Origin of the sequence: Leptolyngbya sp. FACHB-321 (genome assembly GCF_014695975.1) — a bacterium.
Classification (GTDB): Bacteria; Cyanobacteriota; Cyanobacteriia; order Leptolyngbyales; family Leptolyngbyaceae; genus Stenomitos.
On record NZ_JACJPI010000008.1, the window covers coordinates 1 to 25554 of the forward strand.

General features: G+C 51.7%; 21 protein-coding genes and 1 pseudogene. 8 read left to right on the forward strand and 14 right to left on the reverse strand.

From position 1 onward, the window contains the following. Positions 1-247 precede the first annotated feature (247 nt). Complete coding sequence (locus tag H6F76_RS00165) at positions 248-604, reverse strand: nuclear transport factor 2 family protein (protein ID WP_190504873.1); 357 nt, start codon at positions 602-604, stop codon at positions 248-250. Between the two features lie 285 nt (positions 605-889). Further along, entirely contained in the window at positions 890-1402 is a 513-nt protein-coding gene (locus H6F76_RS00170) for a tetratricopeptide repeat protein (RefSeq protein ID WP_190504874.1), read from the reverse strand. A gap of 444 nt (positions 1403-1846) precedes the next feature. Between H6F76_RS00170 and H6F76_RS00175 the strand changes: the two genes are divergently transcribed. Continuing rightward, positions 1847-4174: a caspase family protein gene (locus H6F76_RS00175; protein ID WP_190504875.1), complete on the forward strand. Its 2328-nt coding sequence runs from the start codon at positions 1847-1849 to the stop codon at positions 4172-4174. Positions 4175-4697: 523 nt separating this feature from the next. Here H6F76_RS00175 and H6F76_RS00180 read toward each other — a convergent pair. From H6F76_RS00180 to H6F76_RS00195, 4 genes are all read right to left on the reverse strand, one after another. Next, positions 4698-4898, reverse strand: coding sequence for a hypothetical protein (locus tag H6F76_RS00180; RefSeq protein ID WP_190449632.1), 201 nt, complete (start codon positions 4896-4898; stop codon positions 4698-4700). 205 nt (positions 4899-5103) lie between these two features. Beyond that, complete coding sequence (gene folE / locus H6F76_RS00185; protein ID WP_190449630.1) at positions 5104-5805, reverse strand: GTP cyclohydrolase I FolE; 702 nt, start codon at positions 5803-5805, stop codon at positions 5104-5106. A 116-nt stretch (positions 5806-5921) separates the two neighbouring features. Then, complete coding sequence (locus tag H6F76_RS00190; protein ID WP_190504877.1) at positions 5922-6644, reverse strand: SDR family oxidoreductase; 723 nt, start codon at positions 6642-6644, stop codon at positions 5922-5924. Positions 6645-7111: 467 nt separating this feature from the next. Continuing rightward, positions 7112-8092, reverse strand: a complete 981-nt coding sequence (locus tag H6F76_RS00195; RefSeq protein WP_190504879.1) for an acetyl-CoA carboxylase carboxyltransferase subunit alpha — start codon at positions 8090-8092, stop codon at positions 7112-7114. A gap of 294 nt (positions 8093-8386) precedes the next feature. On the opposite strand from H6F76_RS00195, the gene H6F76_RS00200 reads away from it, so the two are divergent. Next, on the forward strand, positions 8387-9064 hold the full coding sequence (locus tag H6F76_RS00200) for a glycosyltransferase (RefSeq protein ID WP_190504881.1): 678 nt from the start codon (positions 8387-8389) through the stop codon (positions 9062-9064). Positions 9065-9109: 45 nt separating this feature from the next. Here the strand turns inward: H6F76_RS00200 and H6F76_RS00205 are convergent, their stop codons facing one another. Genes H6F76_RS00205 through H6F76_RS00215 form a run of 3 tightly spaced genes read right to left on the reverse strand, consistent with a single transcriptional unit; the run spans position 9110 to position 11469 of the window. After that, a complete protein-coding gene (locus H6F76_RS00205; RefSeq protein WP_190504883.1) occupies positions 9110-10021 on the reverse strand; it encodes a glycine betaine ABC transporter substrate-binding protein in 912 nt (303 codons plus the stop codon). Next, on the reverse strand, positions 10018-10671 hold the full coding sequence (locus H6F76_RS00210) for an ABC transporter permease (protein WP_190504885.1): 654 nt from the start codon (positions 10669-10671) through the stop codon (positions 10018-10020). The genes H6F76_RS00205 and H6F76_RS00210 overlap by 4 nt, the downstream gene beginning before the upstream one ends. A gap of 6 nt (positions 10672-10677) precedes the next feature. Next, positions 10678-11469 (reverse strand): ATP-binding cassette domain-containing protein, encoded by a 792-nt coding sequence (locus tag H6F76_RS00215; RefSeq protein ID WP_190504887.1) that lies wholly within the window; start codon positions 11467-11469, stop codon positions 10678-10680. Between the two features lie 150 nt (positions 11470-11619). Here H6F76_RS00215 and H6F76_RS00220 point away from each other — a divergent pair, with 150 nt between their 5' ends. Together H6F76_RS00220 and H6F76_RS00225 are read left to right on the forward strand one after the other, a co-directional pair. Further along, the gene (locus tag H6F76_RS00220; protein ID WP_199321821.1) at positions 11620-12729 is read left to right on the forward strand and encodes a 5'-methylthioadenosine/S-adenosylhomocysteine nucleosidase; all 1110 of its coding nucleotides are present in this window, start codon (positions 11620-11622) and stop codon (positions 12727-12729) included. Between the two features lie 51 nt (positions 12730-12780). Beyond that, positions 12781-14466 carry a serine/threonine-protein kinase gene (locus H6F76_RS00225; protein WP_190504889.1) on the forward strand — a complete coding sequence of 562 codons (1686 nt, stop codon included), beginning with the start codon at positions 12781-12783 and terminating at the stop codon, positions 14464-14466. A gap of 68 nt (positions 14467-14534) precedes the next feature. On the opposite strand, the gene H6F76_RS00230 is transcribed toward H6F76_RS00225, so the two are convergent. From H6F76_RS00230 to H6F76_RS00245, 4 genes are all read right to left on the reverse strand, one after another. Further along, positions 14535-15941 (reverse strand): hypothetical protein, encoded by a 1407-nt coding sequence (locus tag H6F76_RS00230; protein ID WP_190504891.1) that lies wholly within the window; start codon positions 15939-15941, stop codon positions 14535-14537. Then, on the reverse strand, positions 15934-17040 hold the full coding sequence (locus H6F76_RS00235) for a polysaccharide biosynthesis/export family protein (RefSeq protein ID WP_190504893.1): 1107 nt from the start codon (positions 17038-17040) through the stop codon (positions 15934-15936). The genes H6F76_RS00230 and H6F76_RS00235 overlap by 8 nt, the downstream gene beginning before the upstream one ends. 82 nt (positions 17041-17122) lie before the next feature. Beyond that, on the reverse strand, positions 17123-19078 hold the full coding sequence (locus H6F76_RS00240; RefSeq protein WP_190504894.1) for a lipoxygenase family protein: 1956 nt from the start codon (positions 19076-19078) through the stop codon (positions 17123-17125). Between the two features lie 215 nt (positions 19079-19293). Further along, a complete protein-coding gene (locus tag H6F76_RS00245) occupies positions 19294-21090 on the reverse strand; it encodes a serine/threonine-protein kinase (RefSeq protein WP_190504896.1) in 1797 nt (598 codons plus the stop codon). Positions 21091-21587: 497 nt separating this feature from the next. On the opposite strand from H6F76_RS00245, the gene minC reads away from it, so the two are divergent. The 4 genes from minC (at position 21588) to H6F76_RS00265 (ending at position 24962) form a co-directional block, all read left to right on the forward strand. Further along, positions 21588-22394 carry a septum site-determining protein MinC gene (gene minC / locus H6F76_RS00250; RefSeq protein WP_190504899.1) on the forward strand — a complete coding sequence of 269 codons (807 nt, stop codon included), beginning with the start codon at positions 21588-21590 and terminating at the stop codon, positions 22392-22394. 383 nt (positions 22395-22777) lie between these two features. Further along, positions 22778-23584 (forward strand): septum site-determining protein MinD, encoded by an 807-nt coding sequence (minD, locus tag H6F76_RS00255; RefSeq protein WP_190449608.1) that lies wholly within the window; start codon positions 22778-22780, stop codon positions 23582-23584. Positions 23585-23686: 102 nt separating this feature from the next. Then, on the forward strand, positions 23687-24055 hold the full coding sequence (gene minE / locus H6F76_RS00260) for a cell division topological specificity factor MinE (protein ID WP_190504901.1): 369 nt from the start codon (positions 23687-23689) through the stop codon (positions 24053-24055). Positions 24056-24095: 40 nt separating this feature from the next. Further along, the gene (locus H6F76_RS00265; RefSeq protein WP_190504903.1) at positions 24096-24962 is read left to right on the forward strand and encodes a shikimate dehydrogenase; all 867 of its coding nucleotides are present in this window, start codon (positions 24096-24098) and stop codon (positions 24960-24962) included. A 56-nt stretch (positions 24963-25018) separates the two neighbouring features. On the opposite strand, the pseudogene H6F76_RS00270 reads toward H6F76_RS00265, so the two are convergent. Next, positions 25019-25444: pseudogene (locus tag H6F76_RS00270) on the reverse strand (HAMP domain-containing sensor histidine kinase); the annotation flags it as partial. Between the last annotated feature and the right edge of the window lie 110 nt (positions 25445-25554).

A 25554-nucleotide genomic window follows, 5' to 3' on the forward strand; every position in this document is an offset into this window, starting at 1 on the left:
GCAAAAAAGTGCTTCTAGACTAAGCATGAGGGCAAACCAGGCATGAGATTTTGCATTTTCAGCCTATCGGGTTTGCCCCTTTCTTGTCCCAGTTCTTATCCCGAACTCAGGTTATTGATAAGTTGCCTTTCAACTTCGTGTCGCTGAGCGCTTATGCCGAAGTCTCAATGCTCTTAGTCCTGTGTGTTGGCAGGTTGAGCGCAGTCGAAACCTACTCTCTCAGCAGTGCTTAATTTAGCCCGCCTACTTAGCTAGCGTAATAAAAGCGTTCAGAGATAACCTTACCGTCCTTCCACTTCTGGACAGACACCTGATCGTAGGTTCGCTTGCCCCAATCGGCGTGAGTGTAGTCTAAAAACCACTCAGAAATAATGACATCATCGCCATAGGCAACGCTTTTCACCTCAGCGCCACGAAACTCAGTCAGTTTGGAGAAAAATTCTAGCTCTCGCTGACGATTTGCCTCTTTACCGACGGTCGGCGGATTGTCATTCTCTTGCATCACTACATCGTCTGCGTAGTATTGCTCAAAAACCTCCATAGCTCTGCCTTGCAAAACCTGGTTTTTAATGTCTTCAAAGGTTGCTTTTAGATCCGTACTCATTTGAGATTCTCCTTGCATCAGTGCTGTCTTCTGGCTTGAGACAGTTCGTTCGTCTTTAGACTGTACTACGTCATACAATCTAGAAACAAATATAGCACATGCACTGTTTGACTACAAACAATTTAAGAAGAGAAGTCTTTGTCGGATTATTGCTACAGCACTTTGAGGCTTGCTGTCAAAAAGCAAACCGCAATATCTCGTAAAAGAATAAAAGAGGGGAAGGGTGAAGGAGTAGGGCTACTGCAAACCCAAAATGGCTGTAGTCAGAGCAGGTCGTTCTCCAACTTACTTACGCTGGGATTGGTGGAGCAAATTTGTCACCCATTTCCAAGGTTTCCACTGTTGTGTCGTCTGTCCAGTCGCGCGATCGTAGCTCTCGTAGGCACGCTTGTACTGACCCAAATAGTGGAAGGCTACGCCACGGAACGTTAGCGCTTCTGGATCGTCGGGTTGTAATGCCAGAGCGCGTTCGCAGGCTGACAGCGCTTCTTGATACCGCTTCAAGTGAATCAGCACGACGGCTCGAAACGTCCAGACAGCGTGGTTGAGCGAGTCAATGGCGATCGCCTGGTCAAAGCTCGCCAAGGCTTCCTGATACTGCCCATTGTTTGCTAGGGCTGTCCCTCTCCCATACCAGGCAGAAAAATTGTCTGCTTGCAAAAGAAGGGTGTGATCGTAACAGGCAATCGCCTCTACATAACGACGATCCGCTGCCAGCATTAATCCCTGACGGTTATGAACCTCAATATAAACTTCAAGTTCAGACGCTTTAGCCCTGGTAAGCGATTGCCGTTCCATAGTACTTCAGGAAAATTAGTGTTTGCTTTCGTCATGCTCGTGCCATGCTGACCCCATCAATAAAGCCGAAGCTGGTAGAGCTGCCGCTGAAGCACCCAGGGATTTGCAAGCTATGTAGTGTACCCATTAAACAGGTTTGACGACACACTCACATTGCAGTCTTAACCTTTTGTCATGGAGGGCTGAACGTAGCCAAAACCTAACTTACTTGTTGCAACGTCTTAATCGTACGTAAAGTCAATACAGACTAGAGACGAGCACTCGTTCCAGCGCTTTAAAGCTCAATAAATTGTATCTTACGAGTCTTTCTTCATTATACGCAGCATCAGAGTAGCTGAGGTTCTACAGCCAGCACCAAAAGTACGATACGGGTTGGATCGGCTTAAAGGCATAAAAGGAGTGCATTTTCGGGCGCGAATGTGATTTTAATGCTGAAATAAAAGCATGGATCTGACACGTCGGCATTTTCTACAGCGATCAGGTTTAGCGCTGGCAGTCTTTGGTGCTGGCGACCTTGTACTGTCACCGATCGTTCAACGCTATCAAAGCGCTTTAGCAGAGCCAACACGACGCAAACTGGCACTGCTTATCGGCATCAATCAATATCGCCAAGCACCACTGTATGGCTGCGGCACGGATGTAGAATTGCAGCGAGAACTGTTGATTCATCGCTTTGGGTTTCAGCGTGGTGATATTCTCACGCTGATCGATCAGCAGGCAACACGGGAGGCAATTACGACTGCCTTTGTTGAACATCTGATTGGGCAAGCACGAGCCGATGATGTCGTTGTGTTTCACTTCAGTGGTTACGGTGGTCAAGTAGCGCTTGGTGCTACGCCAGATGCAGTGCAAAAGAGCCTGGTGACGATCGATGAACCATTGACGGAAGGTGCAATGCCGATTGTCAACGATTTGCTAGCAGAGACCCTGCTGCTGCTGCTGCGATCGCTCCCCACTAATCAGGTTACTACCATCCTCGATACGAGCTACGCCCCCCGAACCCAACCGCTTCAAGGCAACCTTCGCCTTCGCAGTCGTCCCGGTCTTACAGGTGCCCAGCCCAGTGATGCTGAACTGGCATTTCAGGACTCGCTGTTGAGCCAAATGAACCTCGATCGCCCACGTCTTGCCGTGCAGCGGCGTTCTGGGCAAATGCCTGGAGTCGTGCTCACAGCCGCTAGCACCGATCAATGGGCAGCCGAAGCACGGTGGGATGGCTTCAGCGCTGGACTGTTTACCTACGCGCTGACTCAGCAGCTTTGGCAGGCAACCCCAACCACTGCGCTGCGGATGACTGTGCGACGAGCAACCGAGCAAATGGGTCAACTGGCAAAGCGAGTGCAGCAGCCTCACATCAGTGGTCTGATGAGTAAAGAGCGTCCCCTCACGCCCTACCATCTGCCAACAGTACCTGTTGGAGGTGCTGACGGTGTGATTGTTCGTTTTGAGGAGAGTGGTAAAGCGGTACGGCTTTGGCTGGGTGGGCTATCGGCAGCCGTATTGGAGCAGTATGAAGCTAACTCGTTACTAGCCCTGGTGGATGAGTCGGGAGCACAGCGCGATCGCCTCCTGCAAATTGTGTCCCGCGAGGGGCTGCTTGCAAAAGCAAAACTGGCTCCTGCCTCAGTAGAGAACTCACCGTTAATCGAGACGGCACCAGTGTTACACGTAGGGCAATTTGTGCGGGAACAGGTGCGAGTGCTGCCCCGTACTGTTGGGCTGACGATCGCCCTTGATAGCAATCTGGCGCGGATTGAGCGAGTGGATGCAATCAGTGCGATTTCAGCCCTGCCGCACGTATCAGCGACGATCGCGGGCGAGCAAGCTGCCGATTATCTCTTTAGCAAAACCCATGCAGTGCAACCAACACAGATTGCAGCCCTGCCCGCTGTAGCACTGCCCAACCTACTGAGCAATAAAGCAGCCGTCTCGCAAAGTAGTTATGCCCTCTTTTCTCCCGGTCGTACTGCAATTCCAAATACCGCTGGCGAAGGGGGCGAAGCCGTTAAAGTGGCAGTAAAGCGATTGGTGCCCAAACTGCAAACGCTCCTGGCAGCAAAACTGCTCAATTTAACCGTCAATGAAACCGCATCGCAACTGGCAGTACGAGCAACACTGGTAGTGTTGGCACCGGAAGCACGTAGGCTGATGCAACAAACGTCTGCGATCGCTCAGCTTGCGCCGCTTTCACCAACGCGATCCACTGTATTGCCTCTTGAAACGGATCAATTAGTCAGCCTGTCGATTGGTAGCCAGATTCAATATCAGTTAGAAAACCAAAGCGAACAAGCGGTTCACTTTCTGCTGCTGCACTTGGACAGCAATGGTGATCTCGTCTCGCTAGATTTACCGCTAGCTCATGCTGTCTCTCCAGCTCTATCGCAAGCCCCTACGGCAGATGAAACGAGTGAAGGGACGATCATGCCCGATCGCGACTCCAACACCATTGACTCTCACGAAACCCTCACCTTACCCCAGGCATCAACCTCCTTTCAGTGGCTAGTGTCAGGTCCTACTGGGCTAGCAACAACTTACCTACTTTGTAGCCGTGCGCCCTTTGAGCAGACAATGGCGCTGTTGGACACTACGCGATCATCCAATACGCCATCCTTAAAGACGTTGGCAAAGCCGCTAGAGGTTGTCCAGGCGCTGTTGCAAGATCTCCATCAAGCTGGCGATCACCTTGAACCAACTGTTGGTAACCCATCTGACAGCTTTGTGTTGAATATGAACGTATGGGCATGTCTTCGCTTTGTCTATCAGGTTGTTTGACGTTGAGTCAGTAACCCTGCCTTAGCGTAGGCATTTAAGCTTATACGTTCTAACCTCTGTGACCGTTGCTACGACATAAACAGCAGTCAACTGTAGATTTACTATTCCTTCATCAAGTTTTTACAGTTACTTTTCCTACGAAGGATGGGAACCTGCGATGCTAGAAGAAATTCACTTCACGTAGCAATGACAGTTCTTCTTGTTGGCGTTTCGTTTTTCTTAGGCTTTAGTGCTGCTGTCGTCAGTCTAGTCGCACTGTTTCAGGTTTACTTTCCTCATGCAGAATAAGTTCTGTCTCCCTCTGATGCCGTTTGCTCGCTTCTCTCCAGAGCAATCGGCAAGTAAAGGCATGACCATGCTACGTCCTGATGGAATGCCTCATATAGCAAAAGGATGATGGAAGAATTAACGTTCTTTTCGTCTGCTGTACGCTCAACTTGAGTTGAAGGTCGGCGTATTTTTCAGACAGATGATAGCCGCGTGCGAGCTTGATACACTGTCACAGCACAGACGCAGGAAGCATTTATAGCTTTTTCAAGTCGTCTGGTTCAACAGGTCCATAGTTGACCAGAACAAAACCTGTCTGTTGTGTCCAGTCTCCAATGAGAAAGTAAGCACCGTTTTTGGTGGCAGTGATCGTAGCGGTATGCCCTCTCATCGTTCCACGCACAAGACGCACGCGATCGCCCACAGTTAAAGCCGTTCGTTGGATGGATTTCATCATGATCTGGCGGCACCTACAGTTCTCTAAAAATACACAAAGGTCTACAGTCAGGTACGTTGTCGTTTCATCTTGTTAGACAGCATTTAACGCTAAATGGTTCACTTGCCAGCAAAAATCCCTCCCCCAACAGCAGGAAAGGGATTTGGAGCAACCGCGTTAACATGACGAGCACATGCCGCCTAGCTACTTGCTGACAAACGGGCACTTACCAGGAGGGCTGATGCCGAATCAAGTTCAGAAATTCTTCGCGGGTTTTCTGATCTTCCTGGAAAACGCCAACCATAGCGCTTGTTACTGTCCAGGAACCAGGCTTTTGTACACCCCGCATGACCATGCACATATGCGTGGCTTCCATCACAACCGCCACGCCTCTAGGTTCTAAGATTGTCTGGACGGCTTCGGCAATTTGACGGGTGAGACGTTCTTGGACTTGCAGGCGGCGAGAGTACATCTCAACAATGCGCGCCAGTTTGCTTAACCCAACGACTTTTTCATTCGGGATATAAGCCACATGGACTTTGCCCATGAAGGGCAGCATATGGTGTTCGCAGAGGCTAAAAGCTGTAATGTCACGCACTAGCACCATCTCGTTGTGACCTTCGTCAAAGATGGCACCGTTGACGAGTTCTTCGAGCGATTGCTGGTAGCCGCTGGTCAGAAAGCGCATGGCTTCAGCAACGCGCTTGGGGGTTTTGAGCAAGCCTTCGCGTTCAGGGTCTTCACCAACTCCCAGCAGCATGGTTGTTACAGCAGCCATCATGTCGTCTTTGAGGTCTTCGGGCGGCGTTTGCAATTTCGGCTCTTGTCCGCCCTTAAGTGTGTTGCGATCGGGTCGGACGGTCAAATTTTTAGCGCTTTTTTCAGCAGGCTGGGAGCCGTTAGAACCTTGAGAAGAAGTGGTAGCCATAGTGGGTCAAAGGTAGGTAAAGTGACAGTGTGAATACTTATTGGTTGTGATGGCAGCGGCAACGCTAAAGCTAACGATGGAGCAGGGTGAGCTAAAACCTGGTTCATCGCTGACTGCTAGAGCGCACCGACACTTGACATTAAGGTCAGATCTTCAATCACTGCGTCTTGGGGCAGCAGAGCAGTGTAGAGAATTGACTGGGCAACTGTTTCTGGTGTCAGCATGGAGGCACGATCGAAGTCAGCGTGCACCGTATCTGTATCCCAGATGGGCGTGTTGACAGAACCCGGCGAGATCGTAACCACGCGAACGCCACGGTGACGCTCCTCAGCCGCTAGCGTTTTGGACAGCGCCACCAGCCCAAACTTACTGACGCAGTAGGCACCCCAGTCAGGAAAAACTTGCTGCCCAGCGATCGACGACACGTTAATAATTGTTCCCTGCTGACGTTCGTGCATACTTGGCAGAACGCCTTGAATGCACTGAAAAACGCTGGTCAGGTTTAATGTGAGAACGCGCTGCCAGTCTGCTAGCGGTGTGTTAGCGAGCGAGGCAGTGTAACCCATACCGGCATTGTTAACGAGAATGTCGATGGGTTCGACGGCGGCGATCGCCGCTATTTTTTCCTGCACGTGCTCAACCTGCAACAAGTCAATGGGATAACAGCGCACTGTCACCCCATATTGGGCTGCGTCTGCCGCCACAGCCTCTAGCTTTGACTGTGTACGACTCACTAATGCAAGGTGGATGCCTGCTTGAGCAAAGGCTAGCGCTGTTGCCCTACCAATGCCGCTGCTTGCCCCTGTAACAAGCGCATACCGTTCAGTTGGAGAAATCATGAAACAGTCTTAATATCCTTAGAGTCTGGACATATACAGGCTCACCGATAGCAAGGCGCAGCAACTTTAGCGCACTGATTGATGAGTCTAGCAGCCGAAGCTGAATCAGAAATGAGAGGAAAGGCGGTGTGTAGTCGCTAGCTACAAATGCCGACAGCTCAAGCAAAGAGCCTCAACGCTAAAGCGAAGGCAGACAATCGCTGTACGTTAAGCCAATGAGAATCCTGATGCGTACTGATTCCACACGTTAGTTGTGAGAGAACTGGTGTGGAACGCACGCAGTGAGAGCGCAACAGCCGCTCGGAATTGTAAACATTTGTTACGAGTTTATTATATCACTCCTGACTCTCAAAAGCCGGAAGAAAGTGAGCTAACTAAACGTTCCAGCCATCGGAGATTGTGCCTATTGCCTTCCTTCAGGTTTAAACACCTACTTAGCCTGCAAATAAGGGCTTTAGCAGTGCAGCTTAAATGGGGTGTTCGCTAAAAATACCGAGCGCTCGAAACTTTTGGTAGCGTAATTCGCGTCGCTGTTCACTGGTCATTCGATCCAGTACATCGAGATGGCGCAACAAGGCTTCTTTAAGAATTTCGGTTGTCTTCACTGGGTCAGCATGGGCAGCGCCAATCGGCTCAGGCAAAATTTCGTCAATAATGCCAAGCTGCTTCAGATCTGGTGCAGTAATTTTTAACGCATCTGCTGCTTGGTTAGCTTTGCTGGCATCGCGCCAGAGGATAGCCGCGCATGCTTCGGGTGGCGCAACGCTATAGACCGAATGTTCAAACATGAGCAGGCGATCGCCTACGCCAATGCCGAGGGCACCACCAGAGCCGCCTTCCCCAATAACTGTGCAGATGATGGGTACGTCAAAGCGGAACATTTCGCGGAGGTTGTAGGCGATCGCTTCACCCTGCCCAAAGGCTTCAGCATCCAGCCCCGGCCATGCCGCTGGAGTATCAATAAACGTGACGATTGGCATCCCAAAGCGATCGGCGTGCTCCATTAACCGGATGGCTTTGCGATAACCACCAGGTGATGCCATCCCAAAGTTGCGCGTAATGTTGTCCTTGGTATCGCGTCCTTTTTGCTGACCAAGCATGACAACAGGGCGACCGGCAAGCCGGGCAACGCCACCGACTAACGCTGGGTCATCAAACCCACCGCGATCGCCGTGTAGTTCCATCCACTCGTCGCTAATTGCCTGAATATAGTCCAACGTACTGGGACGACGGGGATGTCGTGCAACCTGTAGTCGTTGGGTGGGGGACAGCCCGCTAAAAATTTCTTGTCGAAGTTGCACAGCGCGTGCCTCAAGCTGACGGATCTCATCAGATACATCGACATCATTTTCTTCTGCAAGTTCACGAATTTGAAAAATTCGCGCTTCTAGATCGGCAAGCGGCTTTTCAAAATCAAGCAGAATGGGCTTGCGTTCGAGTGTGGGCATAGGTCAAGAAGGAAAAAGACTGGGGGGAGGATAAAAAAGCACTGCTGCCATTCTAACGGTTACAGCGTTACTGTTAGCGATCGCATCCAGTAAGCAGTAGCACTTCACTAGACCAGTAGCAATAGAGAGCAGTAGCAATAGGAGGGAACGTACGCGATCGACACCAGTAGCCTTCAAAGAGCTGTACGTCAGCTATCATGCAAAAACTCATTTGCTGTTTTTCAGCAACATTCTGTAATCTTGACTGCGATAGGATGTCGCGTTCAAGTGAACACTGCTGTAAGAGGACTCACTATGACAACAATACTGAAAGTTAGCATTCTGGTTTTAACGTTCAATGCGATCGGCTATGTCTATAAAACGCTTGATAGCTTACAGCGCTTAACACCTGATATTGATTATGAAGTGATTGTTGTTGATAACAACTCAAGACTAGGACTGAAGTTATGCCTGCCATTAATGCTTAAACGTGGCTGGATTGATAAACTTTGTCTACTCAATTACAACTCGCTCTTTGCGGAAGGAAATAATATTGCCTCACGGCTTGCCCGTCCTGATGCTACTCACTTTTTATTGCTCAATAGTGATGTCGAAATTCGTGACCCTCATTGGCTCAAAGTGCTACTAAACTCCCATCAAGAAGGGATTACCTCCTATGGTGTGGTGCCAAGTAACCCTATTGCTCGTGTGGATGGCTATTGCTTTTTGATTGACAAACCACTCTATCAAAAGCATCTATTGGATGAAGCGCATCAGTGGTGGTGGGCAATTACAAAGCTACAGGCAAAGGTACTGACTGAAGGCTACAGCGTTAAAGGCTATGCCGAACATGAGCAGTATCTTCATCATTTTGGCGGCAAAAGTGGCAAAGGGTTTAAAAAAGCACGAGGGATGGATATCAATCCAAATGAAGTGATTGGCTGGTTCAATAACAAATCGATCGAGATTGTAGATGTTGCGCCCCAGCCTTGAGTGCTTCACATATTCAAGCTTGGAGTATGCAAAGTTAGCACTCTACTAAAGATTTTTAGACTTTAGAAACGTCTGCACCACCTCTTTGATATCGCGCAGTTCGCCCTCTACCAGATAATTTAAGTGCTGCATCTCATCGGGAGAAATTCTGCCTGCCAGTTGCTCAAGGGCAGTGCGAACCTGGGGATATTTTTGCAACGTGGCTTCGCGGACGATCGCTGCTGCTTCGTAGGGTGGAAACGCCTGACGATCGTCCTGAAGGATCACAAAATCCGAGCGGGTAATTTGTCCATCGGTGGAGTTGCCTGCCACTAAATCCACTTGTTTTTGCAACAACGCCCGATACAGCAACCCCAAATTCATCAAGCGAGGCGCTTTAGTGAACTTAAAGTCGTAGGTTTTCACCATGTTGGCGTATTCCTGGCGTTCGGTAAATTCGTAGCCAAAACCCGCCTGCCATTGCGGGACATACTGTGCTGCTTGGGAGAGCGTTTTGAGATTGAGCGATCGTGCGAGATCACCCCGCACAATCATGGCAAACGTGTTCTGAAAGCCCAGCGGCGGCATCACTGCCAGGTTGAACTGTTGAGCGTAACCCTCTTTCACTTGACGGTAGACTTCCTTCACGTCGCCCAGCGTCTTTTGCTTGAGAATGGTCGAAAAAGCCGTGCCTGTGTATTCGGGATAAAGGTCAATTTGTCCTGACAGCAAGGCGTTGTGACAAACGAGGGTATCGCCAAGCTGCAAGCGACGCACCACTTTTAAGTCCGTTTTTGCCTCGATTTGTTGCGCCAGCAGTTCGCCTAAAATATCCTGCTCGGTGAAGGATTTGGCACCAATGACCAGATTGCCGCTACTACCACTATTGTCGCCACCCGTAGGACTGGCACAACTTGCGATCGACAGCAATAGGACGATCGCCAGGAGCATCTGAACTAAAAACGGTTTGCGTTTCATAGCGCTTGTTTGCCTCCCCGTCGTGTCAGATGATGTTCCAACCAGCCAATGCCAAAGTCTGCAGTGAGTGCCAACACTGCCGCTGGAATCACACCCGCCAGAATGAGTTGATTATTGAGCGCCGAAATGCCCCGGAAGATGAAGATGCCCAAGCCGCCCGCACCGATCGCCGTAGCAATGGTTGCGGTGCCGATCGCAATGACCGTCGCGACCCGAATACCTGAGAGAATCACGCCCAACGCCAGCGGCATTTCTACCTGCGACAAAAGCTGCCAATCGGTCATGCCCATCCCCCGACCGGCTTCCCGAATCGCTGGATCAACGCTCATGATGCCTGTATAGGTGCCACGAATAATGGGCAAAAAGGAGTAAAGCGTCAGAGCAACGATCGCAGGCGGATCGCCAATGCCCCCACCCAAGGCAGGCGGTACTGTCACCAACAGTCCAAACAGCGCCAAACTAGGAATAATTTGCAGGATATTTGCCGTACCCAGAACAGTTTGACGCAGGGCAGGCTTCCGCGTGATCAAAATTCCCAGCGGAATGCCGATGAGTGTAGCAATGAGGATGGCGATCGCCACTAGATACAGATGCTCACCCGTTCGTTGCAAAATCTCCGGCGCATAGCGAAAAAGGAAAAAGTTATTCATAGCTCCTCACTTCTCACCCCTCACCGAATCTAACGTGCGTAGGGTTTTGAGGAATGTTTGTGCCTCTGGTTCGGGCGATCGCAAAAACTCCTCTGGAGTCCCCAATACCACTAGCCGTCCATCCTGCATCAAACCAATGCGCGATGCCAGTACAAATGCTTCCTGAATGTCATGGGTGACAAAGACAACCGTTTTGCCCAATTCTTGCTGAAGTCGTCGAAATTCTTGCTGCAACTCCAGCCGCGTAATCGGGTCAAGGGCACCAAAGGGTTCATCCATCAGCAGAATGGGCGGATCGGCTGCCAGGGCACGGGCAACCCCAACGCGCTGTCGTTGTCCACCCGAAAGTTGATTGGGATAGCGATCGGCGAATTGGGCTGGGTCCAAGCCGACTAAATCCAACAATTCATGTGCCCGTGCTTTGATGCGTTTGGGCTGCCAGTTTTGCAGTGATGGCACCAAGCCGACGTTGCGCTCGATCGTAAAGTGGGGAAACAGCCCCGTTTCCTGAATAACATAGCCAATCTGTCGCCGCAGTTGAATCACATCCCACTCAGTTGTTGCCTTTCCCTGCACACGCACGTTACCGCTGGTCGGTGTGAGTAAACGATTGATTAGCTTCATCGTGGTGGTTTTACCCGAGCCGCTACGACCCAACAACACCAGCGCTTCACCAGCCTGGATAGCGAACGTTAACCCAGAGAGTAGCGATCGCCCGCCTGCCGTAAAGCCAACGTCTAAAAACTCCACCGCAACGCCGGTAGGGGCTGGTTCGCGTATCGCGTCATTCGGCACCATGAACCGCTCCAGGTATAGGTCTACTCAAACTTACCATCGTCTGAAATGTGTCGCTCGTGTCAACAGGTCTGGAAGAAGCGGGATATTTTGCTCTCTAGCCTAGTGCATCTGCGTACCAGTAGTGATGTGACGGTCGTGTAGCGGATACAGATGACGGACGTGACATCACCTGCTACGTTGCATGAAGCGCAAGCAGCACCTTTTCTGTGGAGCAATACCAGTATGTCAGCTTGGGGAATCAAACGCCTTTGCGCGATCGCCCTGCTTTGTCTGGCGATGGCAACGCCTCAAGTAAGTGCCAAAGAAGCAAAACCAAAACGTTGCCTTACGGAATGCGAAGCGCGCTTTGGCATCGTTTCAGCGTTTGGTGAAGAAGCCACTATTTTGCTGGCAGAAACAACCAACAAGCGTGAATACAAAATTAATGGCAATATCTTTACGACTGGCAAACTGAGAGGTAATAGCGTTGTTATTGTGCTGAGTGGCATCAGTACTGTGAATGCGACGATGATCACTCAATTACTGATTGATCATTTCAATGTGCATCACTTGTTGCTCAGCGGTATTGCTGGTGGCATTAACCCAAATAACAAAATTGGTGATGTTGTCGTCCCCAGCCAGTGGGCATCCCCTTTAGAGGTGTATTGGCATGGCAACAGTAACGTGCCCTCACCCTGCGGCACACCAGGAGATTTGCTGTGTCTGGGCTTAAAGTTAGCTCAGGTTACCAGCACACCCAATTCCGCTTATCAGGTGCCGTTACCAAATGGAGCGGTTAGTACTGGTTTATTTATGCGCGACACGTTTGTTAGAAACAACTCAAATCCCAAGGGCGAGTACAAGTTTGACTATAAAGTTGACCCAGAAATGCTGGCAGTGGCTCAAAGCGTGAAGCCTCAACTTGATCGCTGTGGTGCCAAAAATCCAAGTCTGTGTGTTTCGGGGCAGCCTGTTGTACGCATTGGTGGGCGAGGCGTATCAGGACCGGTCTTTCTCGCTAACCCTGATTACCGCAACTATCTATTCAAAACCATTCAAGCCGTGTCGATCGACATGGAAACAACTGCCTTTGCTCACGTTGCGTATGCCAACGAAATTCCTTTCATCGCGTTCCGTAGTTTGTCTGATCTTGCTGGCGGTAACGACTTTACAGATGTTGGCGCGTTTTTTGGTAGCGGGTTAGCTGAAGGCAATGAGTCTAAGTTCACGCTCGGCTTTTTAGACGCATGGGCAAAAAAGTATCCAGAAACCAACGAATAAGGCTTGTTGTTCTTAGGGCGGTGGTACTCAAGAATTTGATAGACTGCTGCTATGAGTGCCCTGATTGGTCAGCAATTACAGGGGGGTAAGTATACCCTCGACGAAGAATTAGGACGTGGTGGCTTTGGCATCACGTTCAAAGCGACTCATCACTTCCTAGGACAAACGGTGGTGATCAAAACTTTGAACGAATCGCTGCGCCATGAGCCGGACTATGCCGACTATCAGCGCAAGTTTCAGGATGAGGCGCGACGGTTAGCGCTGTGTGTGCATCCCAACATTGTCCGCGTCAGCGACTTCTTTATTGAAGCTGGTCAGGCATATATGGTGATGGACTACCTGCGTGGTCCTAATTTGGAAGCGCTGGTCCTTCCAAATCAGCCGTTGCCAGAAGCGATCGCCATCCACTATGCCCGTCAAATTGGCAGTGCGCTGAAAGTGGTGCATCAAAATGGCTTGCTGCATCGCGATATCAAGCCGCAAAACATCATTCTGCGCCAGGGCACTCAAGAAGTCGTGCTGATTGACTTTGGCATTGCCCGCGAATTTACGCCCGGTTCAACGCAAAACCATACCAGCTTGATCTCGGCTGGCTATGCACCGATCGAACAATATCTTTCTGAGGAAAAGCGTACCCCTGCCACTGATGTTTATGGCTTAGCAGCTACGTTGTATGCACTCTTAACGGCACGCGTTCCCACGGCATCGATTTTAAGAGACCGTCAACCGTTGCCCGATCCACGTGAACTACGTCCGGAACTGAGCGCGGCAACCAATCAAGCGGTGATACGCGGGATGGCAGTGGATGTAGGCTATCGACCTGCCAGCATGGATGAGTGGCTTGCCCTTTTGCCCGATGCTCCTTCTATCCCTGCCGCTCCCACACCGTCACTATCCCAACCTGCTGCCTTTGTGCCACCCACTCAAACAGCGGCAACGCTGGCAGTAGGGCAGCGATCGCCCCAGCGACCACAATTGCCAAACGGCTCAGTACAACAGCCTGATAAAACCCTTGCAGGCGCACCGGCTACGGCTCCGCGCCAGAATCGCTATCTGCTGCCACTGCTGTTAGGCGCGTTGTTGCTCACGATGCTTGGCACTGCGTTGATCGCGGCTTTCTATAAACCCGAAACACCGACGGAAGTAATCGTCGAAGAACCAACGCCGACACCCTCGCTAGAGCCGTCGATTGCCGCCTCGCCTAAGCCGCTCCCCCCTAGCCCTTCGACTCTCCCTGAAGAACCACCAGAAGTGGAGCGATCGCCAGAGCCATCAGTGGAACCGCCGGTGGAGCCAGAAACACAAGGGGACGATCGCCCCTCAACCCAAGTCCCAGCGATTCCGGGTTTTCCAGTTGGTACGTCAGAACGTGAAGTCGAGGCAGCGCTCGGTAAACCTGCTCAAACCAATAAGGGGGCTTGGGGTGACACTCGGACTGCACTGTACGAAGTAGTGCCCAATGCAGTAACGCTGGCTTATATTTACGATCGCACCTCTGGCAAAGTCCGACAAACTGAAGCGTCGTTTGCTCAATCGGTTGATACTCTCCAAATGAAAGTTGCCCTCAACAATATGACAGGTGGGCAAGCAGGAGACATTCTCGATGACTTAGAACAGGTAAAACAACGCAAAGTAAACGAATACTCCTTTAGAAAAGGGAATCTCAAAGGCGTTATTCAACGAAACAGCAGCGATCGCATTTACATCGGCGTTTGGGATGCTGATCTGCATGATTAAGCGGCGTACCCTGCCTCCTAGTTGACGCTTCCTTGCCGTTGTAGAATACCACTATCACTGCTGCACGTTTAACTTCTACTACTGGCGACCCAGCGCCATTTAATAGATGTTTGACGTAGCCACGCGATGAATAAGCCCATGGTGACGAGCAGTGAGATAAGGGCAGCAGCGATGAAGAGCGGTGTACGACGCGGGATAGTGGCAGTGGTAGGCAAGTTTGGCTCGGCTACAATCTGAGTGAGCGGGTAGGAGCCGAAGACATCACTTTTATCTACCTGTAGCCCCGCTAAGGTGGAAGAAAAGATAGACTGGGCAATCTGAACATCGCGATCAAGTGCTTCTAAGGTGGAACTACGCTGTGAAAGCACATTCAGCCGTTGCTCTAGTTGGGCTAGCTGCTGGTCAAGTTCCTGCACTCGTGCCGTCAGTCCACGCTGCTCGACCTGATGGGTCACAATATCCTTAAAAAGCGTTTCGCGCGGGTTGGTCTCTTGAGCATTGCTGCCAGTGCTGAGGCGAGCGATCGTTGTCAGATCAGTCGGGTGCCCCAGCAGTAGCTGCCCACGGCTTCGCAAGGCGCTTTCGGCGGTTGCCTGCCGGGTCGTTGCCTGCACCACAACGGGATGATTGGGACCGAACTTTGAGGATACAGCCGCTAACTGAGTTGTTGCCTCACTGTATTCGCGCAAGAAGCTTTGAAACAGGGGATCGGCGCGGAGTGCAAATGCCTCAGTTGCCAGTTCAGAAGACATTTTGAAGTTGCCCGATAGCTGCTGCGATCGTGCCGTTGCATCACGCTGCTGGGCGATCGCTTCAATTCGCAGCCGTCGGAGTGCCTCAATATTTCTGGCAAGCTGATCGATCTGCTCCTTAGAAGCCAGTCCAGAGCGAATTTTGTAGTCAGACAAGCGGAGTTGAGCGGTTTCTAGCTTTTTACGAACCACACCCAGCGAGCTTTCAAAGCCTGTGTCCAGTTCGACGGACTGCTGCAACCTGAGCTGAGTCAGCCGCTCCTGAAAGGCTTCGTACAAAGCCTGCGCCTTTTTTTGTGTCTCTTCTGGCGTTGATCCAGTGATGCCCATGTTGATCAACCCGGTGCCCTCTACACCGTCTACCTGCGGCATCCCAAACTGGGTCGTCGTCATGCCAAGGCTGGCAGCAGCGGCTCGGCGCACTTCATCGGTTGTTGCAATAAGTTTGTAGCTGGCTTTCGCATTTTCACGCCGACTGATGGCTGCCTCTACACGATCGTTAGCCGTTAGCTGCGGTAGATTGGCTTGCGTGCGGCTGGGCTGCTCCGACAAAACGATCGAGTACAGGCTGGTGTAAAGACGCGGCGAATCCTGCAAGAGATAAAGTGCTAGTCCCCACACGGCTGCATTTACCGCCGCCGCGATCGCCAGATACCGTAGTCCGCGTCCTCGATCAGCTGCCGATAAGGGTAAAGACTGGGAAAGTTGAGGAAACTCATTCATCCCGAAATAACCTGTTGATGATGAAGAACGGGCTGGCAATATCGGTGATTAGGCGGAAGATACTGGCGAGGTTTGTGACAGTTGAATCGTAGCAAACTACCCCATCCTGCGGCATCAAAAAAGGGTTTTCGGTATCGTTGTCAGAGCGTTTGAGTAATCGTTCGATTGACCGCTCGGTAACGGTCGTTTTGCCAGTATCGCGATCGGTCTGCACCAGCACCGCACGTCGTCTAGCGTTGGTTCGCTGTGTACCACCTGCACACCCTGCCGCGATCGCTGCCTGCGAAAGGCGAGTGCCGTACGGCAACGATGTCACCTGACCACCCTTACTGAGGTTGGGCGTAGTGGGCACCGTCAGATTCGACAAAAACACGGTAATTTCGGTTGGGGTAAGCTGAGACGGACGCACCAGATTAGTTTGACGGTAGGGCAAGGCTGGCACCGTCACTTCATCGCCTGCAATCAGTGGCACATCGGGAACGATCTTGCCGATTAACACACCAGAAAGATCGAATGTTTTTTCTTGCTTGCCGCGCAGCAGCCGAATGTGTTGTAGATCGGCAGTCGGCTTTAAGCCACCGGCACTACGAATGGCAGCACTCAGATAGCGATCGGGTGCATAGTTGCCAGTCACCACCTCACCAGTCATCCCCGTAGTGGAAAGCGGCGATCGCCCCTCCTGCCGCTGTTCGCTCTCCGTAACCGCATTAAGCAACACTCGCCCTGGACGAAACGTTTCCCCAGCGACCGTTACCTGAATCGGTGCCCAAGAGACTACGCTGACACTTAATTCCAGCGATTCGGGTCGAAAAAAACCCTTACTTACCAGCGCGTCCGCCAGATTCTTTTGCACCGCTGCCACCTCTAGTCCCACCGCAGACTGTGGCTCTAAAAACGGAATTTGCAACGTCCCATCCACGTTTACTTCATACAGTCCACTCAGCCGAAAGCGGCTTTCTGGCGGCAATTCATCATCCATTGGTGTTAGCACTCGCACCCGATCGCCCGGCGATAACGGCAACGCATAGCCAGGAAACGGGATGCCAGTAGCGATCGCGATCGCAGTGAGAATAGAGATGGCAGACTGTTTAACTGGCATTACTGTTTAACTGGCATTAAGTGAGGGGAGACGGATGAATTGATGCTGACTGCTGACTCCTTCTAACAACTACAACCAACAACTAAATATTGATGCTATTTGGAATCCTTGACGGCAGAAGGTATGGATACTCTATACCGCTCGTGGCAAGGCGTTGCTGATTACGGGCGTTGATCTTCACTTCGATATCTGCCAGATCGGCTTGAAATTGCTCCAGAATTTGACGATCGCCTCGATCGACAAACTGGCTCAATGCCGTGCTGCCCAGCGTGCCCCAACGAATGCCGCTGAGTGCAAACGTTAGCTCCATTTGCCCCAGATCCTGATCAGCGTTTGGCAGCAATTGCTGCACTGAAGCGGCTGTATCAGGGCGACTGGAAAGCGACAGGGGCGCATTGGGAGTGTAGCCCACATAGTCAAACTGGCTGAAATTAACAGCGGCGTGCTGAGGACCACAGGTAAAAATAACTTGAGTAGTAATGTCGATGAGTTGCTGAAGGCTGCTGAGTGCGTTCGATCGAAGCGCTTCTGGTTGATGTGTCTCCGATTGCAGCGCACCAGATCGCGCCTCTGCGCCTGCCACTGGAGGAAAACCTGGTACGCGGGGATAGGTGGGCAGTGGGTCAGGGTTGAGCTTAACTTGGCTAACCCACTCAGACGGTAGCCATGCTGGAGCCTGGGGAAATTCGCTTACCGGGCGAGAGTCCAACGGAGCACCTAATTCTGCTGCCCAGGCTTGCAGATACGGGTCATGCTGGACTGCTTGATCGTCTGGATAGTAACGCTGTAGGAAACGTGTGACGTAGCGCTCGATCGCCCCCCACAGCAGCAGCGCATCGTCTCGATAAGGAAACTCCGCCAGCACGTCTGGTTCAATGCCACGCTGCGTAATAAGAGTGGGCAGCGCGTAGTCCTGAAACGATCGCGCTCGATACGCCTGATTGATGAGTGCCAGCGAAGCCGCGCGAGTGGGAGCGAGGAGCTGATCGATCGCGCCACCTTCACCCAGTAGAATCGCGTTGCCGCGTGTGTTGATTGCCAGCAAAAAGCGAAAATGGGGGCGTAGCAGACGATAGACCGGATGAGTAGTGGGGAGCTGGCGGGGAGTGGCGATCGCAAACGCCTCCATTGCCAAATGCGTATCGCACAGATGCACAATCAGTTCGTGATCGGTGACATCTGCCGTTTGCACATACAGCTTCGCTTGCATCCAACGATCGACATCGGCACTAGGCGTGATCAATCTGCCTTGCTCTACCTGAATCAACACTGGCTCCAGCCCCGTGTCTGCCCGATAGAACACTGCGATCGGGCTACCCACATAGCGCCCCGGTTGCAAGTCAGCCGGAGTCAAATGTTGTAGCAACGGATAATCTGCTACAAAAAGGCGCTTTGCGGCGGCTGCCTCCACTAAATCAACGGAACGACCCTCCGCCTGCACTGCATCTGCCCAAACTTGCAGCAATGCTTGGTCGGACGATCGCACTTGCCGCACTACCATCGGATTTTGCCCTGCCAAGCGCTGACGTGCAAACTCGCGATCGCTCAAGCCGCCATCCCGCTCATGAATTTGACTGACCACCGGACGCACACGACCCAAGTTTTCTAGCACTTGATAGAACTGTGATCGACGGGCAGCAGGAGTAGCATGAAGTTTAGCCGCCGTTTTAGCCGCTAGCAACACCGCTGTCATAGTTCGCCGTTCGCGCACAAAGGCTGCATCAAACTGCTCGTTGGGTGGCAGCGTCACATTAAACCAGCCCGATTGCAGCCACTTAAAATCAACTAACAGCGTTGATACCTGTGACCATACCTGATCTAATGTCTGGTTTGTCCGCTCTAGTTGGCGCAGCAGCAAGCTTAAGGGTTCAGACAAGCGTCCGTGCGCTAGCGCATTGCGACGCAGTTGGGTTATCACATAGCGCAGCAACCCATCTTCTCCAGCATGAGGAAACAGGCGAGCCGGTCCTTGCTGCTCTAGGGCAGTCGGGTCATAGCGGTAATAACCCTGGGACTCAAGAGGAGAATGGAACCCCATATGCTGCTCCAATAGTTAGGTAAGCTGTTAGGTAAATCGTTAAGACCAACGCGATCGCCACCACGACGCATCATAGCAAGTAGATGTTGATGGGGTACAGATACAGGATACAAATGGGACGTGAGGAGGCAGGAGGCAGGAGGCAGAAGGATCAGGGGAGGCTAAAGGCTGAATCAACTAAAATTCCTCACCCTTCACCCCTCACCCCGCACCTCCTACAGTCCCGCTAGATTCGTCTCTTGCAGATTGCTACCAGGATTCAGGTCTTGCCTTGTCAGAGCATCGGCTTGAGCGCGCTGTTTTTCGGTGTATTCGCGAATCTTAGACTGGGCAGTGGCATACGTGGAAACCCCACCAGGAATGTTCTGAAGTGACTCTAGCGCTTGATCGAACCGCTTTGCTTCTGCCTGATCGTAGGCAGTCTGGAGATAGCTGACTGCCTGAATTTTCTGCTTTTCGCCGTACTCACGCAGTTTTTCCTGCGCTTTAGCATAAATAGAAGTGCCTTCAGGGATCTGTTTAAGCGCAGCGATCGCCCCTGTAAAATCTTTGACGATCGCCCGACCATACGCATTGCGCAGCAATTCAGCAGCGCCTGTTTCTGCCTGACTTGCAGACTGTTGCACCAGGGGTTGCACTCGCTGTTGCCAGTAGGCGATTTTGGGTAGCCCTTGAGCCTCTTGCAAAACTGCTAACCCGTTTCCCTGTTGCAGTGCCACTGCTGCTGCCTGGGCTTTGCGCTCGGCAGTTTGCCAATCTTTTTGCCAGTGATCGATCGCCGCTTGTGCAGGCGCATAGGCAGCACTGTCTTTGGGGATCGATTCTGCCAGTGCCACTGCTTTTTGGAGTTGCCCTGCCTGATACTGCTGCGTCGCCTGTGCTAATGCCTGGTTGCCTCGGTCAGTGTCGCTAAAGAGACTGCGATCGAGCAAATGGGGCAATGCATAGCCACAAACTGCTGCCGCCATTACTGCACCAATGCCTACACCAATCTGCACTGCTGGACTCAACCACCCCTCTGTCGGCGTATCTGGCTCAGTTGCTTCGGGCAGCATGAGTGCAGGCACAGTATTTTGCGTCAGGGTTAGCGAACTGCTATCAGCGGCGATCGGCGCATCCACTCGTTCTAACGGCACCCCCTGAGTCAGCGATCGCACCGCCTGCAAGGCTTCCTTTGCAGATAGATAACGTTGCGTATGGTCAGCACGCACCATGCGACTTAGCACAGCTACCAGCCCATGCCGCAGCGTCGAGCCTGCTGCCTGACCAAATGGTTGCCAAAGGATCTCTCCTGTTTTTGAATCACGGCTTAGTTGCAGCGGATGCACACCCGTTAGCGCTTGAATGCCAATGAGACCGATCGCGTAAATGTCGCTGGCAAGGCAGGGCAACCCTTGCACCTGTTCTGGCGGTTGATAGCCCTGCATGTTGGGCACTCTTGAGGGCGCAGCTTTTCCCTGTAGCGTCATGAGGGCAAGATGTACATCACGCACAGTGCCAAAGTTAGTGAGAGTGAGCTTGCCATCCTGCGATCGACGGATGAAATTATCGGGTCGTACATCCCCATGCCGACAGCATTCACTATGCACCACTGCCAGCAGTTCTAGACACTCCAGCAGCAGTTGCACTACCTGTTCTTCGTGCCAGGGTTGCGGCAGTAGTTCTAGGCTCAAGGAGCCACCGCCAATCAATTCCTGCACCAGATGCAAGCCCTGTTCGTCCTCAAAGCAAGCTAACAAACGGGGTATTTGTCCATGCTCCCCCAACCGTTCTAGCGTTGCGGCTTCGCGCACAAACAGATGCCTCAACGCATAGCGATACGCATCATCATTGGCGGCAGGTAACACATGCTGGATAATGCAATCAGGCTGGCTAGGGCGACGAGTATCCTGCGCGAGGTAGGTTCGCCCCCAGTCGCCGCTCGCCAAAATTTGGTTTACCTGATAACGCCCATCCAGCAGTCGATCGAGTTCTGGATAACTAACTTCAGCAGAAACTAATACGTCTGACATAGTAGTACCGATATAAGCACGATCGCCCTCGATCATCGCCGTAAATCAATCGTTAGCTCAGAGCACGGTATGACGATGCCCCGGCAAACTATAGAGCATTCTCATCCAGGCTATTCTCAGTCTAGACTTAGCATGAGAATGAACGATGACAGGAGGTTAAGTCAAAGGCGTTTAATCTTCCATATACGTGCTTTCAAGCACCAGTCCGGACAAATTCAGAACCCTTTTTGTCACTCAGCCACACTTTTTACCCTTCCGCTTTTCCACCCCTTCACCCTTTCACTCTCCCACCTTCACCTTTCCCCCTTCGCTCTTCACCTTTAAATTGCTGATCAGAAATTGCTGATCAGGGAAAGGTAGTGTGAAAAGATCATAGCCAGGAACCTCAATACCAGCCGTCTTCCTATGCTTTGTGCCGCTACGAATGGACTAACGAGCGTGCCGATCGCGGCGTTTCAGCTTACTATTAAAGCCGTTAAAGCTGCGGTTTGTTTCGCATGACTGATGCCTCCCCCTCCCCATCGGTGCCTGTCGTTCCTCCCAATGCTCTGGAAGGCGATCGCACGCAACCCGATCCCAATCAACAGGTGCGCTTTCGCAATGAAGGGGGCAAACTGTTGCTGCTATTGCCACCTGAAGGCGAGGGTGACGGGCGAAATACAGCCTTTCATTGGACTGAGGTCTGGCAGCAGCTCAAGCAACGGCTAGATGCAGGTGAACGATTTTGGCAACCAGAGACAACGGTGCATTTAATCGCCCGCGATCGCCTGTTGGATGGACGGCAGCTTCAAACGATCGCCGATGCCCTTACCGAAGCCAAACTTCAGCTCAAGCGGGTTTACACTAGCCGTCGCCAAACTGCTGTTGCCGCTGCCACTGCTGGCTACTCGGTAGAACAACAAGCCACTCTGTCACACCTGAACCAGCCGACGCAGGAAGCCGCGCAGACGATGGCAGAACCCCTGTATTTGGAGACAACGCTGCGATCGGGTGCCGACATTCACCACAATGGCACCGTTATCATTCTGGGCGATGTCAATGCAGGAAGCGCTGTTGTGGCAGACGGCGATATTCTGGTCTGGGGTCGCTTGCGCGGCGTGGCTCATGCAGGCGCTAGAGGCAATACCCGCTGCCTGATTATGGCAATGCAAATGCAACCCACCCAACTTCGTATCGCTGATTTTGTCGCTAGACCTCCCGAAACACCCCCTGCTCAATACCATCCTGAAGTTGCTTACGTCACGCCAGAACGTACCATCCGCATCGCCAGAGCCGTTGATTTTCATCGCGGCGGGAAGGAATGAGAGGGGTGAGGAGTAAGGAGTGAGGGAAGATAACAAGCTTTGAGTTTTGAGTTCGGAAGTCCTCCCCCTAGCTTTCCCTGCCTCCTGCCTTCTGAAGCTGTCTCCTTTAAACTAAAATCTTCTCTTCCTAACATGTGCCAAGGCTTTTTCTGATACTGTTGTTTGAACATCAGGTACAGAATGTAAAAACAGTCAGTTTCGGTATAGTTAAAGCACCCAGAACCAAGCAATTTAAACAGTAGATGTTTGGCTTTGGGCTAGCAGCATTTCAGTCAGGTAAGTGATCAAAATCGGAGCTGTTTAGCATTTACCGTTGAACGTTTACAGTCTAAGCATCTCTAGCCATCAGCTTGTTGTCCCCTTCGTTATTTACCGCTGAGTTCATGAGTCGCATTATTGTTGTTACATCTGGCAAGGGAGGGGTGGGTAAGACCACGACCACCGCTAACCTGAGCATGACGCTGGCACGGCGTGGTCGAAAGGTTGCTGTAGTGGATGCCGATTTTGGTCTTCGCAACCTGGATTTACTACTGGGCTTAGAAAACCGCGTTGTTTACACAGCAGTTGATGTCATTGCTGGGCAGTGCCGTTTAGAGCAGGCGCTGGTAAAAGATAAGCGACAGCCAAATTTGGTGTTGTTGCCAGCCGCGCAAAATCGTACCAAGGATGCCGTCAACCCTGACCAAATGAAGCAATTGGTGATGGCACTGGCACAGAGCTATCAGTATGTGTTTGTGGATTGTCCCGCAGGGATTGAAATGGGCTTTCAGAACGCGATCGCTGCTGCCAGAGAAGCCGTTATTGTCACCACACCCGAAATTGCAGCCGTGCGTGATGCCGATCGCGTCGTCGGTTTGCTAGAAGCGAACAACATTAAGAAAATTCAGCTTGTCGTTAACCGCATTCGCCCCGCCATGGTGCAGGCAAACGACATGATGTCGGTCGAGGATGTGCAGGAGATTCTAGCTATTCCCCTGATTGGTGTCGTACCTGACGATGAGCGCGTGATCGTTTCTACAAATAAAGGCGAACCGCTCGTGTTGTCAGAAACCCCATCTCTCGCTGGTAGCGCCTTCGACAATATTGCCCGCCGACTTGAGGGCGAAAAAGTCCCATTTCTCGATTTGAGCGCCAACAATGATGGGTTCCTCACCAAGATCCGCAAAGTGCTGAACAAAAAGCTTTTTTAGGAAAGGCTGAACGCTAAAGGCTAAATTTTTATACTTCATCCTTTATCCTTTTCTGCTTACCCCATCATCTATTCATTCCCTCTTTATCCCTCACCTTGCTCCATGCTGATTGAACTGCTCGAACGCCTGTTTACTCGCCCCAGTGACAACAGCCGTAGCCAAGTGAAAGATCGTCTCAGGCTAGTGTTGGCGCACGATCGTACTGATATTCCGCCGCAGGCACTAGAAGCAATGCGCAAGGAAATTCTGGAGGTCGTCTCTCGTTACGTGGAGCTTGATACCGACGGGATGGAATTTGCGCTTGAAAATAGCGATCGCACCACTGCCCTCATCGCTAATCTGCCCATCCGACGTGTTCGCAATACACCCGAGCCAGTAGCAACAGCGCCAACAGACACTGCCACTGAATCCACGACCACCGAATCCACGACCACCGAATCCACTACTACCGAATCCATTGTCTTAGAGTAAGTCGTCTTACCTCACTCCCCACTCCCTATTCCCCCTACCTGTGCTTACTGGCAAAACCAAACTGCTTGGTGTCATCGGTGCGCCGATCGCCCATTCTCTGTCGCCCCTCATGCATAATGCGGCGATTGCTGATCTTGGCTTGGACTACGCTTATCTACCGTTCCCTGTTCAGCCAGGGCATCTCAAGACAGCGCTGGATGGTTTTGCAGCCATTGGTCTACAGGGGTTTAATGTCACCATTCCTCATAAGCAAGCCATCATGCCCTTGCTGACAGAGATAACAGCGATCGCGCGGGCAATTGGCGCAGTCAACACCGTTTGGCATACCGAAAGCGGTTGGAGCGGCACTAATACAGATGTTGAGGGCTTTTTGCACCCGCTTAAACACTTGGAGCGCGATTGGAGCCAAGCAGTAGCCGTCGTTTTAGGCAATGGTGGCGCTGCTAGAGCGGTTGTTGCAGGCTGTGCTCAACTAGGCTGTGCTGCAATTCATGTGGTAGGGCGCGATCCGGAGAAGTTAGCTGCGTTCTTGTCGAGTTGGGGTGGTTCACCACTGGCTGTAAAGGTACAAGTCCATATGTGGGATGCGTTGCCAAACCTTCTACCGCACGCGGGCTTGCTGGTCAACACAACCCCGATCGGAATGTCGCCACAGGTTGAACGATCGCCCCTTAGCCCACCCGTGCTTGACTGCCTTGCACCCCATGTCATCGCGTATGACTTGATCTATAACCCCAGTCCTACCCTGTTTTTGCAGCAAGCGCGAGATCGAGGCGCCACGACAATCGATGGACTAGAAATGCTCGTCCAGCAAGGTGCAGCCGCGTTAGCAATTTGGCTACAGCAAGCGGTTCCAGTCGATGTGATGCGGCGATCGCTTCTGCAACACTTAGGGTTAGGTGAATAGCCCCTGCACATTGTGCTAAGTGCTGCACTCCAAAGGCTGTTCTTCAGCAAAAGCTCTTATGAAGCCGCTTGTCGAATAGGAATTTGAATCGAGAACTCAGTTCCAGTGCTAAGACTAGAGTGGCACTTCAAATGACCGTGATGCTTCTCGGTGATGATTTGATGACTGATAGACATGCCCATTCCAGTGCCCTTACCTGCAGGCTTGGTGGTAAAGAAGGGGTTAAAAATATACTGTCGAATGGCTTCAGGCATCCCCGGTCCATTATCCGCGATCGTAATTTCTGCCCACTCATCTTTCAGTACCGATGTACGAACCGTTATCTGATTTGGCTGGGTTTCAATCTCCTGATAGGTTCGTTTGGCGTTGCTTTCTTCTAAGGCATCGATCGCGTTTGCCAGAATATTCATCAACACCTGATTGAGCGGTCCGGGATAACATTCCACTTGCGGTAAAGCGCCGTAGTCCTTTGTTAACCTAACCTGAGTTCGGGATAAGAACTGGGACAAGAAAGGGGCAAACCCGATAGGCTGAAAATGCAAAATCTCATGCCTGGTTTGCCCTCATGCTTAGTCTAGAAGCACTTTTTTGC